This window comes from Pseudomonas sp. EMN2 (genome assembly GCF_009650555.1).
Classification (GTDB): domain Bacteria; phylum Pseudomonadota; class Gammaproteobacteria; order Pseudomonadales; family Pseudomonadaceae; genus Aquipseudomonas; species Aquipseudomonas sichuanensis.
In genome coordinates, this window is record NZ_VZZR01000066.1 from 38,929 (window position 1) to 52,568 (window position 13,640).

Genomic DNA, 13,640 nt, shown 5'->3' on the forward strand with positions numbered 1-13,640 from the left:
ACCCCGCCGTTGGGCGGGGTGTTCGCTGTGCAGGTTTACTTTTTCGGTGGTAGCCGCGGGGTGAAGCGCCCCTTCTTGGCACGCTGCAGGTGCGCCGGTTGCAGCTGCTCCGACTCATCCAGGGTCATGTTGGCGAAACCCAGCCTGAACGCCGACTGGCCGCACCACACCTGATTGTTGATCGGAAATGAATCGTTCAAGTCTTCGACGTAGGATTCGTTCATGCCCGTGACTCCCTCCAATGCTGACCGTGCCGGCAAACAGCGTGTTTGCCCAAGTGAAGCGGCGGCCTGATGAAGTGAGACTAGCCGGTCATTTGCAGACCAGTCGGACAAAACACCCTTGCCCGACCAATGGCACATTGCTATTTCAGGCGCACCGCCGTGCCGGTGGCGAACACCACGACCATGCCGCCCTGCACCGATGGCATGCTGATCTCGAAGTCCACACCCAGCACTGCATCGGCTTGCAACTGCCGTGCCCGCGCCTGCAGCTCCTCGGTGGCCTGCTCGCGGGCCAGCTTCAGTGCGCCTTCCAGGGTCTGCGAACGACCGCCGAAGACGTCGCGAAAGCGTGCGAAGAAATCACGCACGAAGTTGATCCCTTGCACCGATTCGGCGCTGACCACGCCGAGGTACTCGGCAACCGGGCGGCCTTCGAGTTGGCTGGTGGTAGAGATGATCATGGGCTGCTCCGTTGACATGGCAAAAAGGCCGAGTCTAACAGAGCGTATGCGGCTTGCCGGCGATGAGGTCAGAACAAGCAATACAAGACAGTTGCTACCGCACCAACCCCGTAATACCGACCTATGCCCGCTGAAACCCTACGCGCTGGCCGCCTTCAAGCGCTGCCCCAGCCGTGGCCCGAACACATTGATCAGCAGCCCCAGCATCACCAGCAGGCCACCCCAGATCTGCATCTCGCTCAAGCGCTCGCCCAGCAGCAGCGCCGAGGAACTCAGGCCGATCACCGGCACCAGCAGCGAGAACGGCGCCACCTTGCCCGCCGGGTGGCGCGACAGCAGCGTGCTCCACAGGCTGTAGCCGATCATGGTGGCGACGAACGCCAGGTAGGCCAGGGCCAGCACCGAGCTCCAGCTGATGTTGAGCAGTGCATGGGCGATCAGCTCCGGCCCTTCCAGCCACCACGACAGCGCCAGGAATGGCAGCGGCGGGATCAGCCCGCCCCAGATCACCAACGCCACCAGGTCGACCTTGCCGAAGCGCCGGGTGATGATGTTGCCCATGCCCCACATGGCGCCGCCGCACAGGGTCAGCAGCAAGGCTATCAGCGGCACGTGGCTGCTGTGCTCGCTGCCGATCACCGCCAGCCCACCGGCCGCCACCAGCAGCCCAAGCACACTGGCCAGGCGCAGCCGCTCACCAAGGAACAGCGCGGCGAAACCAAGGGTGAAGAACGCCTGCGACTGCAGCACCAGCGATGCCAGCCCCGGCGGCATGCCGCTGTACATGGCCTGGAACAGAAAGGCGAACTGCCCCAGGGATATGGTCGCGCCGTAGGCGATCAGCCAGCGCCACGGCAAATTCGGACGCCGCACCAGCAACACTGCCGGAAACGCCACCAGCAGAAAGCGCAAGGCACCCAGCAGCATCGGCGGCAGACCGTCGAGGCCGACCTTGATGACCACGAAATTGACGCCCCAGGCGATGATCACCACCAGGGCGATCAGCAGGTCCTTGAGTGGCATGGCACGCTTTCCTTCTGCAGGCTTGTTCTAGACATATTTCGTTACAGCATAAGGCGATTGCAGGTTCAGGAACCAGCACAGTTGTGTGCCGACCTTACGTAACAGTGCGCTGTATCGGCTCCAGGAAAGCAAGAAAAACTGGCCCCAAGCTTCACTTGACCGAACTTGTATAGACATGCTCATATCAAGCCTCGGCCATCCGCCCTGCGTCCCGCCGATAGCCGCCGCCCTTCACAAAAACAACGAAGCGGAGCCCTCCCCGATGTCCAGCAAACCTGTGATCGAGCGGCGCTCGATCGACTACATTCCCGAAGCCGAACGCCATGGACGCGTCTACAGCCAGTTCACCCTGTGGCTGGGTGCCAACCTGCAGATTACCGCGATCGTCACCGGCGCCTTGGCCGTGGTGCTCGGCGGCGATGTGTTCTGGTCGTTGATCGGCCTGTTCATCGGCCAGCTGATCGGCGGCGCGGTGATGGCCCTGCATGCCGCCCAGGGTCCGCGCCTGGGGCTGCCGCAGATGATCTCCAGCCGTGTGCAGTTCGGGGTCTACGGCGCAGCCATCCCCATGGTGCTGGTGTGCCTGATGTACATGGGCTTTACCGCCACCGGTACGGTGCTGTCCGGCCAGGCCATCGGCCAGTTGCTCAGCGTCAGCGACAGCACCGGCATTCTGCTGTTCGCCGGGGTGATCGTGCTGGCGACCCTGGCCGGCTACCGGGTGATTCACTGGATCGGCCGCGTGGCCAGCGTGCTGGGGATCATCGCCTTCGTCTATCTGTTCAGCCGCATCCTGATGCTGGCAGACATCAGCGAACTGCTGGCCAACCGCCATTTCAGCTGGGCGACCTTCCTGCTCGCGGTCTCCCTGGCGGCGTCCTGGCAGATCGCCTTCGGCCCCTATGTGGCCGACTATTCGCGCTACCTGCCCAGCAACACCTCGCCACTCAGGACCTTCCTCGCCGCAGGTCTGGGTTCGGTGCTCGGCGCCCAGGCCTCGATGGTCCTGGGGGTGTTCGCCGTCGCCATCGCCGGCGGGCAGTTCTCCGGGCGTGAAGTGGCCTACATCGTCGGCCTGGGCGGTGCCGGTACTACCGCGGCGCTGCTGTACTTCTGCATCGCGTTCGGCAAGGTGACCATCTCGACGCTCAACAGCTACGGCAGCTTCATGTGCATCGCCACGATCATCAGCGGTTTCCGTGGCCACCTTGAGATCAGCCGCGCCCAGCGCCTGGTGTTCGTGCTCGGTATCGTCGGGGCCGCCACGCTGGTCGCCCTGCTCGGCCAGCACTCGTTCCTTACGGCGTTCAAGTCGTTCATCCTGTTCCTGCTGACCTTCTTCGTGCCCTGGAGTGCGGTGAACCTGGTGGATTACTACTTCATCACCAAGGAACGCTACGACATCCCGGCACTGGCCGACCCCGACGGCCGCTATGGCCGCTGGAACTGGCCGGGGATCAGCGTGTACACCTTCGGTGTGCTGGTGCAGATGCCGTTCATCGATACCAAGCTGTACACCGGGCCCATGGTCGCGCACCTGGGCGGGGTGGATGTGTCCTGGTTGATCGGACTGGTGGTGCCGAGCGTGCTGTATTACTGCGTTGCCCGCCGGCGGGCCGGTGAGGCGCCGGCGCATATCATCGTGCCTGAGGCGCGGTGATTTGGCGGGATATTGGATGAGGGCTTCCAGGTGCCCGCCGATGTTTCTGCGGCGCTCGATCTTGAGAGCGCTGCAAACCTGTCGCCATACACCTGAAGGCATCAAAAGCCACCTGCCGCCCCTGTCATCCAACAGTCACGCCACTGTCGTAATCTGCGGCGCAACTCTGTGCCAAAGGTCCCCGGCATGCACCGCCTGCTCCCCCTTCTGCTCTGCCTGCTCCCTACGCTTGCCATGGCCGAGCCCGTGCAACTGCGCCTCCAGGGCTCCAACACCATCGGCGCCGTATTGGCCCCGGCGCTGGTGCGCGGGCTGTTGCAGGCGCAAGGCGCCAGTGCGATCGACAGTCAGCCCGGCGCGGCGGTCAACGAGATCGTGATCCGCGCCCAGAGCCGCAACGGTCAGCCGCTGCGCATCGACATCGCCGCCCACGGTTCGAGCACCGGCTTTGCCGCCCTGGCCCGGGGCGACGCCGACCTGGCCGCCGCCTCGCGGCCGATCAACGACCTCGAAGCGCAGCAGCTGCAAGCCTTGGGCGACCTGCGCGGCGGCGGCTCGGAACAGGTGATTGGCCTGGATGGCGTGGCGGTCATCGTCCACCCCGACAACCCGCTGGCGCAACTGACCACCGTGCAACTGGCGCAGATCTTCTCCGGCCAGCTGTCACGCTGGGAGCAGTTGGGGGTGCCCGGCGGCGCTATCCACCTGTATGCCCGCGACGACCGCTCGGGCACCTTCGAAACCTTCAAGGCACTGGTGCTCGACCCACGCCACGGCGAACTGTCGGCCCAGGCCCGGCGCTTCGAATCCGCCGACGCCCTGGCCGAACAGGTCAAGGCCGACCGCCAGGCCATCGGTTTCAGCGGCCTGGCCACGGTGCACGGGGCCAAGGTAATGGCGGTGGCCGACGGTGACGCCGCCGCCCTGCCGCCCAGCCGCGCGCTGGTGGCCAGCGAGGACTACCCGCTGTCGCGGCGCCTGTTCTTCTACCTGCCGGCCAACGCGATCCCCCAGGCCCGGGCCCTGGCCGAGTTTGCCCAGAGCCCCGCCGGCCAGGCCATCGTCGCCGAGCAGGGCTTCGTTTCGCAGCAGATCAAGGCGCTGCCGGTGCCGGCACAAGCGGACATGCCGGTGCGCTACCTGAACCTTGCCCGCGAAGCCAGCCGCCTGACGGTCAACTTCCGTTTCCAGGAGGGCAGCGCCGGCCTCGACAACAAGGCCCTGCGCGATGTGCAGCGGGTCGGCGACTACCTGCGCCAGGCCGGCAAGCTGCAGCGCAAGGCCGTGCTGGTGGGTTTCGGCGACCCCAAGGAAACCCCGGGGCGCGCCGCCCTGCTCTCGCGCCTGCGGGCCATGGCTGTACGCCGCGAACTGGCGCGCCAGGGCGTGGAGGTCAAGGAAGTGACCGGCATGGGCGACGAGCTGCCGGTCGCGGGCAACGACCTGGAACAGGGGCGCTTGCGCAACCGCCGGGTCGAGGTCTGGGTGTACTGAGCCTCAGCGGTAGTCCGGCAGTTCGATCCGCGCCATCAGCCCCGCGCCCCGGCAGTTGTGCAAGGTCAGCTCGCCACCCTGCTCGCGCACCATCGCCCGCGCCGCCGACAAGCCGAGCCCGACGCCGCCGGTATGCCGGTTGCGTGAGCCTTCCAGGCGGAAGAACGGCTCGAACACCTGCTGCAATGCCGCTTCGGGGATGCCCGGCCCCTCATCGCTAATCTCGATCAATACCCTATGGGCCTCACGGCTCAGGGCGATGCGCGGGGCGCGCGCGTACTTGATCGCGTTCTCCAGCAGGTTGACCACCACCCGCTTGAGCGCCAATGGCCGGCCCCAGTGCACCAGATGTGCGGGGCCACTGAAGTCGACGTCGATATGCTGGTCGCAGTAGTCGTCGAGGATGGTCTGCAACAGCTCGGACAAGTCGAACACCGTCGCCTGCTCCAGTTGCGTGCCTTCGCGGAAGAACGCCAGGGCAGCGTTGATCATCGATTGCATCTCGTCGACATCGCGCACCAGCTTGCGCTGGTGCTCCAGGTCCTCCATGAACTCGCTGCGCAGGCGCAGACGCGTCAGGGGGGCACGCAGGTCATGGGAAATGGCCGCGAGCATCTGGGTGCGCTCGCGCACGAAATGCTGGATCTGCGCCTGCATGGTGTTGAACGCGACGATGGCCTGGCGGATTTCCTGCGGCCCCTCGACGGCGATGGGCGGGGCCTGCAGGTCGCCGCCGAAGCGCCGCGCCGCGCTGGCAAAGCGCTGCAGCGGGTTGGCCAGTTGCCGCGTGGCCAGCCAGGCCACCAGCAACGTGGCGATCAGCCCCAGGCCGAGGATCACCGCAATCCGTGCCGGCGCACTAAGCCCCCAGCTGCGCTCGGGCGGGACGAACTCCAGCCAGCTGCCGTCGGCCAGGCGCACCAGTGCGCCGTAATGCGCCTCGGCACTGCCCGCAGGCCAATCCGAGGGGTTGAACGCCTCGATCGTCCGGCCCTGCCCCAGCAATGGCCGCAACGCCGGGATCCGCTCGGCCTCCACTGGCATGCCTGCGGCAGGCAGCCCGAGTGCGTCACGCTGATCGCTCCAGGTCACCTGCAAGGCCGGGTTGCTCGCCGCCTGCGCCAGTTGCCCGCGCAAGGGTACCGGCGCCGCCTCCAGCAGGCGCGTGGTCACGGCGATCTGTTCGAGCAGGCCGGTGCGCTCGATCGGCGGGCGAGCCCAGATGCCGGCCACCTGGACGAACAGCGCATTGAGCGCCAGCGACGCCAGCATGGCGGCGAAGATGGTCAGGGCGATCCGCCAGCGCAGGGTGTCGCGTCGCAACAAGCGGCCGATCATGAGCGGGTGACCTTGGCAGTGAACAGGTAGCCGCCGTTGCGCACGGTGCGGATCAAGTCCGGCCGCTTGCTGTCCGGCTCGATCTTGCGCCGCAGCCGGCTGACCTGCACGTCGATGCTGCGGTCGAAGGCGTCATGCCCCTGGCCACGGGTCAGGTCGATCAGTTGCTCGCGGGTGAGGATGCGCTGCGGGTGCTCGAGGAACACCACCAGCAGGTCGAACTCGGCACCGGACAACGGGATCATCACCTGCTCGGGCGAACGCAGCTCGCGACAGGTGACATCCAGCTGCCAGCCGGCGAAGCCGATCAGCGGGCGCACGGCCTCGGCACGGGGCAACTGGCCACCGGCCCGGCGCTGCACGGCGCGCAGGCGGGCGAGCAGCTCACGCGGGTCGAAGGGTTTGGTCAGGTAGTCGTCGGCGCCCAGTTCCAGGCCGACGATACGGTCGCTCAGCTCGGCCATGGCGGTGAGCATGACGATCGGGATGCCGGTCTGGGCCCGGACCTTCTGGCACAGGCTCAGGCCACCCTCGCCCGGCAGCATCAGGTCGAGGATGATGATGTCCGGGGCTTGCCGGGCAATGGCCGCCCACATGGCCTGGCCGTCGGCGGCCAACTCGACCTCGTAGGCATGCTGCATGAAGAACTGCTTCAGCAGGGCCAGGATTTCCACGTCGTCGTCGACGATCAGCAGTCTGCTCACGGTCACTTGGTCCAGAAAAAGGGCGTATCTAAAACCATTGCGCGGCTGCGGTCATTTATTTCAACCGCGTAACATTTCTACAGTGTGGACATCACGCCGACATTCGCCGGCAAACATCCTGGGGCACCCTGCAGGCCTTCGACCACCAGGGGGCACCGATGAACGTCTCGCACCGCAGCACCAGCACCGAGGGCCCTGCCCTGATCCTCAACCAGCGCACCAGCACCCGTGGCGACGGCGCAGCCCTGACCATCCAGCAGGCGAGCCTTGAACTGGGCGAGCACAACGGCCAGATCGTCCTGCGGCGCTACTTCGAACATTACAGCCCGGCGCACGGCGAATGGGTGGAGTACAGCCATACGGTGACGGCGAACGAACTCATCCACTGGATGATGGTCAAGGGGCAACTGCACATCGAGCATTCGCCACAGGACCCGGCGGCCGCCACAGCCGGGGGCCAGCCATGAAGCGTAATCCTGCCTGTGCCGTGCTGCTGACCTGCGTCTTAGGCCTGTCTGCATGTAGCAGCAAGACGCCGCCGCCTGCCGGTTTCCTGCCGGACTACAGCGTGCTGAGCCCGCACCCGACCCCTTCGGGCGGCACCGCCCTGACCTGGGTCGACCCGAAACTGCCGCGCGGCCGCTATATCCAGGTGTACCTCGCACCGAGCCGGCTATACCCTGCGCCCGCGCCAACCGCACGCATCCCGCAGAGCACGCTGGCCAGCATTACCGGCTACTACGACGCGGCGCTGCGCAACGAGCTGGGCAAGGTCATGACCGTGGTCGAGCGCCCTGGCCCGAACACCCTGGTGATCAGGCCGGTCATCAGCCGGGTCGATGCCCATACCCAAGGTTTGCACTTCTATGAATGGCTGCCGGTCACCCTGGTGGCGGCCGGGGTCAGCAGCGCCGCAGGCTGGCGCGACCTGGACAGTGAAATTGCCAGCGAGCTGCGTTTCGAGGCGGGCACCAGCGGCAGGCTGATCGGCGCGGCGGTCCTCAGCGGCACTGGCGTGCCGCTGGAAAACGACCGCCAGCAGATGACCGCCGACAACGTCAAGGCGGTGCTCGATGGCTGGGCCAGCGATGTGCGCCAGGCGTATGCCGTCAACCATCGCTGATTGACTGCGCACGCACCGGGCAACCCCGATACGTGCGCAACAGGCGAGGCCAGGCTCAGAAGGCGTAGCGGGTGGTCAGCATGAAGTTGCGCGGATCACCGTAGAAGCCACCGTTATAGAAGCCCAGGTTGTTGAAGTACTTCTTGTCGGTGAGGTTGTTGCCGTTTAGGGTCACCGACAGCTGCTCGGTCACCTGGTAACGGGCCATGGCGTCGAGGATCAGGTAGTCCGACTGGGTGTAGCGAATGGTCTGGTCAGCCACCACCGGGCTGTCGAGGTCCTTCCACACCTTGCTCTGCCAGTTGGCCGAGCCACCCACGGTCAGCTTGTTCCATACCCCGGGCAGGCTGTAGCTGGTGGACAGGCGCAGCAGGTTCTCCGGTTCGATGGTGGAGATCTTGTCGTGCTCGCCATCGCGGGTGATGCGGTGGGTGAATCCGCCTTGCACCTGCCAGTTCGGCGTCAACTCACCCGCCAGCTCAAGCTCGAAGCCTCGGGTCTTGGCGCCCTGGATCGAGCGGTAGATGCCGCGGTTGGTGATCGGGTCGGTACGGTCCAGCTCTGCCAGGTTGTCCTGCTGCACTTCGAACACGGCCAGGCTGGCGTTCAGACGGCCATCGAAGAACTCGCCCTTCAGGCCCAGTTCGTAGGCATCGCCCTCCTCCGGCTCGATCATCTTGCCGCTGGCGTCCTGCTCGCTTTCGTGCGGCTTGAAGATGCTGGTGTAGCTGCCGTACACCGACCAGGTGTCGTCCAGGTCGTAGACCAGGCCGGCATAGGGCACTACCACGCCGTTCTCTTCCAGGTCCTGGGTCTTGCTGCGCTCGCCGCTGGTGGTGTCCAGGCGGGTGCTGTCGAGCTGCCAGTTGGACAGACGCCCGCCGAGGATGATCGAGAGCCGGTCGGTGGGTTTGAATCGACCGGTCAGGTAGGCGGCATCTTCACGCAGACGGGTGTCGACTTTCGACAACGGGCGGCCCCAATCCTGTTCGGGGTAGTCGCCGCTCCATTGGTAGATGTTGGCGCTGCCGAACAGGAACGGCCAGTTCTCTTCATGGGCCCGGGTGTCGCGGTGGGAGATACCGGCCACCAGCTCGTGTTCACGGCCGAGCATCTGGAACGGCCCGCTGGCATACAAGTCATAGGCGTTCTGGTCGGTTTGGTAGCGGTAGCGCCCCAGCCACACGCCCATGCCGGCACCGGTGGCCGAATCCGGATAACCACTGGCCGCAGAACCGAGGGTTATCGGCGAATCGGTCTCGCTGCGGGTGGCCGAGGCCTTGAGGGTCCAGTCGTTGGCCAGGCGCTGCTCGAGGGTGACGAACAGGTTGTCGGCGGTGTTGTCCCAGGCGCTCCACTTGGCGCCCGGGTTGAACGAGCGCGACATGCCGAACTCATTGCCCTTGTTGTCCAACAGGGGTGTCGATGGCCCCCAGGAGGAACCCTCCGGGCGGTTGGTCTGGCGGCTCAGGCCCACACTGAGCAAGGTGTCCTCGCTCAAGTCGGCTTCGACGATGCCGTACATCACCTGCTTCTTCTCGGACAGGTTGTCCATGAACGACTGGCCGTCTTCATAGGCGGTGACGAAGCGTCCACGCACATTGCCTTCGGGGGTCAGCGCGCCACCGATGTCGAACTCACCGCGGTAGGTGTCCCAGCTGCCGGCACCCAGCGACACATAGCCCGACAGATCGCGGGTAGGCCGCTTGCGTACCAGGTTGACGGTCGCCGAGGGGCTGCCGAAGCCACTGAGCAGGCCTGTGGAGCCACGCAGCACCTCCACCCGGTCGTAGATGACCATGTCGGTCTGGTCGATGCCGTTGCCGAAACGGAAGGCCGCCGGGATGCCATCGATCTGGAAGTTGTCGATGTCGAAGCCACGGGCCTTGAAGCTGGCGCGGTTGCTGTCGAGCTTGTTGACGGTGACACCCGGGGTCTTGCCCAGGACATCGCTGATGCTGGTGAGGTTCTGGTCATCCATCTGCTGACGGGTGATCACGCTCACCGACTGCGGCGTCTCGCGCGGCGACAGCGCCATGCGCGTGGCGGTGCGGGTGGCGCCGGTGGTGTAGGAGCCGCTGCCTTCGGTGGTTTCACCCAGCGACGAATCGGTGATGGCGGTGGCGCCCAGCTCCAGGGTGCCCGTGCCGCCGGCCTGCTCGGCCCAGGCCATGCCGGCGGGCGTGGCGAGGGTGGCGGCGAGAATGGCCAGGGCCAGTGGATGGCGCTGGCGGACGGTGGTGGCGTTCCCTGCCCCTTGAACCGTGTTCAGAGAGTGCTGCTGTTGCACGCTTGTCGACCCCTAGTGTGTTGTGAAGCTCGCTACGTAAGGGGCTAATCACTGACATTTTTTATGGTTGTAGATGCGCTGCGCCAAGTGGCGCGCCCGTTCTGCGACGGCTGCGGCGCATCCTAGGGTTTTTACGAAATTTTTACAATTGCTAATGATTCGTAATAATTATCTGACTGGAAAAGAAATGTAACAGCCCTGCCATCGGCATCCCCGGCATTCAGGACTAGCCTCAAGAGCATGTGATGCCGGGCCCCTCTGACGGTTTGCGCCGCCATGTCGGAATCACTGTTGCCTGGCAACGTCGACAATCAAGGAGGGGCTCATGACAGCTCTGCATGCATTTCTCGTTAACCCATTCCTCGGCACCAGCACCTGGTTGTGGCTGGTGTTCATCGCGATCGTCATCGCCTTGCTCGTGCTCGACCTGGGTGTGCTGCACCGCCAGGAACGCGAGATCGAAATGCGCGAAAGCCTGCTGCTGTATTCCGGCTACTTCAGTGTCGGCGTGCTGTTTGGCGTGTGGGTCTGGCACGAGCTGGGCGCGCAGTCGGCGCTGGAGTTCTACACCGGGTTCCTGGTTGAACAATCGTTGTCGATGGACAACGTGTTCGTCATGGCGATGATTTTCAGTTTCTTCGCCATCCCCCGCCGCTACCAGCACCGCGTGCTGTTCTGGGGCATCCTCGGGGTGGTGGTGTTGCGGGCGATCATGATCGGCGTGGGCGCGGCACTGGTGCAGCACTTTGCCTGGGTGTTGTACATCTTCGGCGCCTTCCTGCTGTTCACCGGGGTGAAGATGGCGCTGTCGAAAGACGACAGCCACCCGGACCTGGCCAACAACCCGGTGCTGCGTTTCGTGCGTCGGCACATGCGGGTCACCGAACAGATCCACGGCCCGCGCTTTTTCGTGCGGCTCACCCCGCCCGGCGAGCAACAGGCCATCCGCTACGCCACACCGCTGTTCCTCGCCCTGGTGCTGATCGAGCTGGCCGACCTGGTGTTTGCCGTCGACAGCGTGCCGGCGATTTTCGCCATCACCCAGGACCCGTTCATCGTCTACACCTCGAACATCTTCGCCATCCTCGGCCTGCGCTCGCTGTACTTCGCCCTGGCGGCGCTGATGCACCGCTTCGTCTACCTCAAGTACGCGCTGGCGATGGTGCTCATCTTCATCGGCTGCAAGATCTTCTGGCACGGGATGGTGGGCAAGGTGCCGGCTGGGGTGTCGCTGGGGGTGACGTTCGGGCTGTTGCTGGGCGGGGTGCTGTTGTCGCTGCTGCGGACCCGAGGGCAGGCGAAAGAAGATGTGTGAATGGGGCCGCCTTGCGGCCCTTCGCGGGTAAACCCGCTCCCACAGGGACAACGCAGGCCAATGTGGGAGCGGGTTTACCCGCGAAGGGCTGCGAAGCAGCCCCAGTACCCCCGTTCAAGCATCAAGGCTCAAACCCCTCGACGATGATCACCTCCGCCTTCGCCACCCCCTGGCGGTGGCGGCAAGCCTCCTGATACAGGTCCGAGCGATAGCACGCCAGCGCCTGCTCATATGAATCGAACTCGATCACCACGCTACGCTGAGGAGTGGGCCGCCCCTCCATCGCCTCGCTGCGCCCGCCCCGGGCAAGAAAGCGCCCACCGAAGGCAACGAACGCCGCCGGGGCGCGCTGGGTGTACTGCTGGTACTGCTGCGGGTCGCTGACGTCCACATGGGCGATCCAGTAAGCCTTCATCTGTCGTACTCCTGCTTCAGGGATATTTGTGTATGATGGTATACCATAAAATTCACCCGACCACCGTGAGCGTGCAGCATGGCATTCAACAGCATCGAAGAACTCCTCGAGGACTACCGGCAGGGCAAGATGGTCCTGCTGGTGGATGACGAAGACCGCGAAAACGAGGGCGACCTGCTGATCGCCGCCGAGCGTTGCGACGCCCAGGCCATCAACTTCATGGCCCGCGAGGCGCGTGGCCTGATCTGCCTGACCCTCACCGACGAACACTGCCAGCGCCTGGGCCTCGAGCAGATGGTGCCGGCCAACGGCAGCGTGTTCAGCACCGCCTTCACCGTGTCGATCGAGGCCGCCAGCGGCGTCACCACCGGCATCTCCGCTGCCGACCGGGCCCGCACCGTGGCCGCCGCCATGGCCCCCGATGCCCGCCCGGAAGACCTGGTGCAACCCGGCCACATCTTCCCCCTGCGCGCCCGCGAAGGCGGTGTGCTGACCCGCGCCGGCCATACCGAGGCCGGCTGCGACCTGGCACGCCTGGCCGGCTTCACCCCGGCCTCGGTGATCGTCGAAGTGCTCAACGACGACGGCACCATGGCCCGGCGCCCGGACCTGGAAGTGTTCGCCTCCCGTCACGGGATCAAGATCGGTACCATCGCCGACCTGATCCACTACCGCCTGAGCACCGAGCAGACCATCAAGCGCATCGGCGAGCGCGAACTGCCCACCGTGCACGGCACTTTCCGCCTGGTCACCTATGAAGACCGCATCGAGGGCGGTGTGCACATGGCCATGGTCATGGGTGACATTCGCCGCGAGCAGCCGACGCTGGTGCGCGTGCATGTGATCGACCCGCTACGCGACCTGGTCGGTGCCGAGTATGCAGGCCCCGCCAACTGGACCCTGTGGGCGGCGCTGCAGAAGGTGGCCGCGGAAGGCGCCGGGGTGGTGGTGATCCTTGCCAACCATGAGTCTTCCCAGGCGCTGCTGGAACGTGTACCGCAGCTGACCCAGCCGCTACGGCCCTACCAGCGTGGCCAGTCGAAGGTGTATTCGGAAGTCGGTACCGGCGCGCAGATTCTGCAGGATCTGGGTGTGGGCAAGCTTCGCCATCTGGGGCCGCCGCTCAAGTATGCAGGCCTTGCCGGCTATGAGCTGGAGGTGGTGCAGAGCATTCCGTTCGAGCCCGGGATGCTTAGCTGAAGCACGCCCTCGCAACCAACCCGTGGGAGCGGCGGTGCGCCGATGCGACTTGCCCCGCGATTGCGCAAGGTCTGCAAATTGCGAGCAAGCCAGTTGCTCCCACTGGATTCAGGCTTGTGCGGTGCATGGCCTGCGGTTACCGGGACAGCGAATTCCATTTCCTGAAGATCAGCAATGAGGTTCCCGGTAATCCGTGAAGAACCGTTTTCATATCAGGTTCAGAGGGTCATTCGGATCGCTCTGGGCGTCGAGCATGGCGAAGATCTCGTCGGAGGTGACTACCTTGATCTCCGGCACCCTCGAGGCACGCTCCGCCGGCGCCATGGCCAATGGCTCGACACGGGTGTTGCCGACCTGCGCCTGCCACCGCGCCAAGGCTTCGGCCAGTTGCGG

14 protein-coding genes are annotated in these 13,640 nt (G+C 65.2%); 6 read left to right on the top strand and 8 right to left on the bottom strand.

What is annotated here, in order from left to right; genetic code table 11:
- Window positions 1-35: 35 nt before the first annotated feature.
- The 3 genes from F6X61_RS19420 to F6X61_RS19430 all read right to left on the bottom strand — a co-directional run bounded on the left by F6X61_RS19420 (window position 36) and on the right by F6X61_RS19430 (window position 1,708).
- Window positions 36-224 carry a hypothetical protein gene (locus tag F6X61_RS19420; protein ID WP_125463870.1) on the bottom strand — a complete coding sequence of 63 codons (189 nt, stop codon included), beginning with the start codon at window positions 222-224 and terminating at the stop codon, window positions 36-38.
- Window positions 225-364: 140 nt separating this feature from the next.
- On the bottom strand, window positions 365-685 hold the full coding sequence (locus tag F6X61_RS19425; protein WP_110995759.1) for a YbjQ family protein: 321 nt from the start codon (window positions 683-685) through the stop codon (window positions 365-367).
- 138 nt (window positions 686-823) lie between these two features.
- Window positions 824-1,708 carry an EamA family transporter gene (locus F6X61_RS19430; protein WP_153787994.1) on the bottom strand — a complete coding sequence of 295 codons (885 nt, stop codon included), beginning with the start codon at window positions 1,706-1,708 and terminating at the stop codon, window positions 824-826.
- Window positions 1,709-1,970: 262 nt separating this feature from the next.
- Here F6X61_RS19430 and F6X61_RS19435 point away from each other — a divergent pair, with 262 nt between their 5' ends.
- Both F6X61_RS19435 and F6X61_RS19440 read left to right on the top strand, forming a co-directional pair.
- Window positions 1,971-3,368 (top strand): cytosine permease, encoded by a 1,398-nt coding sequence (locus F6X61_RS19435; RefSeq protein ID WP_153787995.1) that lies wholly within the window; start codon window positions 1,971-1,973, stop codon window positions 3,366-3,368.
- A 186-nt stretch (window positions 3,369-3,554) separates the two neighbouring features.
- Window positions 3,555-4,862 (top strand): substrate-binding domain-containing protein, encoded by a 1,308-nt coding sequence (locus F6X61_RS19440; RefSeq protein WP_153787996.1) that lies wholly within the window; start codon window positions 3,555-3,557, stop codon window positions 4,860-4,862.
- 3 nt (window positions 4,863-4,865) lie between these two features.
- Here F6X61_RS19440 and F6X61_RS19445 read toward each other — a convergent pair whose 3' ends face one another.
- A complete protein-coding gene (locus F6X61_RS19445; RefSeq protein WP_153787997.1) occupies window positions 4,866-6,200 on the bottom strand; it encodes an ATP-binding protein in 1,335 nt (444 codons plus the stop codon).
- Complete coding sequence (locus tag F6X61_RS19450; protein ID WP_178125851.1) at window positions 6,197-6,904, bottom strand: response regulator; 708 nt, start codon at window positions 6,902-6,904, stop codon at window positions 6,197-6,199. Before F6X61_RS19450 ends, F6X61_RS19445 begins: the two co-directional genes overlap by 4 nt.
- Window positions 6,905-7,062: 158 nt before the next feature.
- Here F6X61_RS19450 and F6X61_RS19455 point away from each other — a divergent pair, with 158 nt between their 5' ends.
- Together F6X61_RS19455 and F6X61_RS19460 are read left to right on the top strand one after the other, a co-directional pair.
- A complete protein-coding gene (locus F6X61_RS19455; protein WP_153787999.1) occupies window positions 7,063-7,371 on the top strand; it encodes a hypothetical protein in 309 nt (102 codons plus the stop codon).
- Complete coding sequence (locus F6X61_RS19460; RefSeq protein ID WP_153788000.1) at window positions 7,368-8,027, top strand: DUF3313 domain-containing protein; 660 nt, start codon at window positions 7,368-7,370, stop codon at window positions 8,025-8,027. Before F6X61_RS19455 ends, F6X61_RS19460 begins: the two co-directional genes overlap by 4 nt.
- Before the next feature lie 55 nt (window positions 8,028-8,082).
- Here F6X61_RS19460 and F6X61_RS19465 read toward each other — a convergent pair whose 3' ends face one another.
- Window positions 8,083-10,317, bottom strand: a complete 2,235-nt coding sequence (locus tag F6X61_RS19465; RefSeq protein WP_256671386.1) for a TonB-dependent siderophore receptor — start codon at window positions 10,315-10,317, stop codon at window positions 8,083-8,085.
- Between the two features lie 325 nt (window positions 10,318-10,642).
- Between F6X61_RS19465 and F6X61_RS19470 the strand changes: the two genes are divergently transcribed.
- On the top strand, window positions 10,643-11,632 hold the full coding sequence (locus F6X61_RS19470; RefSeq protein WP_153788001.1) for a TerC family protein: 990 nt from the start codon (window positions 10,643-10,645) through the stop codon (window positions 11,630-11,632).
- A gap of 121 nt (window positions 11,633-11,753) precedes the next feature.
- On the opposite strand, the gene F6X61_RS19475 is transcribed toward F6X61_RS19470, so the two are convergent.
- Entirely contained in the window at window positions 11,754-12,047 is a 294-nt protein-coding gene (locus F6X61_RS19475) for a DUF1330 domain-containing protein (RefSeq protein ID WP_153788002.1), read from the bottom strand.
- A 78-nt stretch (window positions 12,048-12,125) separates the two neighbouring features.
- Here F6X61_RS19475 and ribBA point away from each other — a divergent pair, with 78 nt between their 5' ends.
- On the top strand, window positions 12,126-13,247 hold the full coding sequence (gene ribBA / locus F6X61_RS19480; protein WP_153788003.1) for a bifunctional 3,4-dihydroxy-2-butanone-4-phosphate synthase/GTP cyclohydrolase II: 1,122 nt from the start codon (window positions 12,126-12,128) through the stop codon (window positions 13,245-13,247).
- 207 nt (window positions 13,248-13,454) lie between these two features.
- Here the strand turns inward: ribBA and F6X61_RS27030 are convergent.
- Window positions 13,455-13,640: hypothetical protein (locus F6X61_RS27030; protein ID WP_178125852.1), on the bottom strand; the 186-nt coding region annotated here is incomplete at its 5' end.

What these genes read in the sequence shown, in the direction of transcription:
- F6X61_RS19470 (WP_153788001.1), top strand. Translation starts at nt 10,643, where the DNA reads ATGACAGCTCTGCATGCATTTCTCGTTAACCCATTCCTCGGCACCAGC.
- ribBA (WP_153788003.1), top strand. Translation starts at nt 12,126, where the DNA reads ATGGCATTCAACAGCATCGAAGAACTCCTCGAGGACTACCGGCAGGGC.
- F6X61_RS19440 (WP_153787996.1), top strand. Translation starts at nt 3,555, where the DNA reads ATGCACCGCCTGCTCCCCCTTCTGCTCTGCCTGCTCCCTACGCTTGCC.
- F6X61_RS19430 (WP_153787994.1), bottom strand. Translation starts at nt 1,708, where the DNA reads ATGCCACTCAAGGACCTGCTGATCGCCCTGGTGGTGATCATCGCCTGG.
- F6X61_RS19475 (WP_153788002.1), bottom strand. Translation starts at nt 12,047, where the DNA reads ATGAAGGCTTACTGGATCGCCCATGTGGACGTCAGCGACCCGCAGCAG.
- F6X61_RS19460 (WP_153788000.1), top strand. Translation starts at nt 7,368, where the DNA reads ATGAAGCGTAATCCTGCCTGTGCCGTGCTGCTGACCTGCGTCTTAGGC.
- F6X61_RS19435 (WP_153787995.1), top strand. Translation starts at nt 1,971, where the DNA reads ATGTCCAGCAAACCTGTGATCGAGCGGCGCTCGATCGACTACATTCCC.
- F6X61_RS19425 (WP_110995759.1), bottom strand. Translation starts at nt 685, where the DNA reads ATGATCATCTCTACCACCAGCCAACTCGAAGGCCGCCCGGTTGCCGAG.
- F6X61_RS19420 (WP_125463870.1), bottom strand. Translation starts at nt 224, where the DNA reads ATGAACGAATCCTACGTCGAAGACTTGAACGATTCATTTCCGATCAAC.
- F6X61_RS19445 (WP_153787997.1), bottom strand. Translation starts at nt 6,200, where the DNA reads ATGATCGGCCGCTTGTTGCGACGCGACACCCTGCGCTGGCGGATCGCC.
- F6X61_RS19455 (WP_153787999.1), top strand. Translation starts at nt 7,063, where the DNA reads ATGAACGTCTCGCACCGCAGCACCAGCACCGAGGGCCCTGCCCTGATC.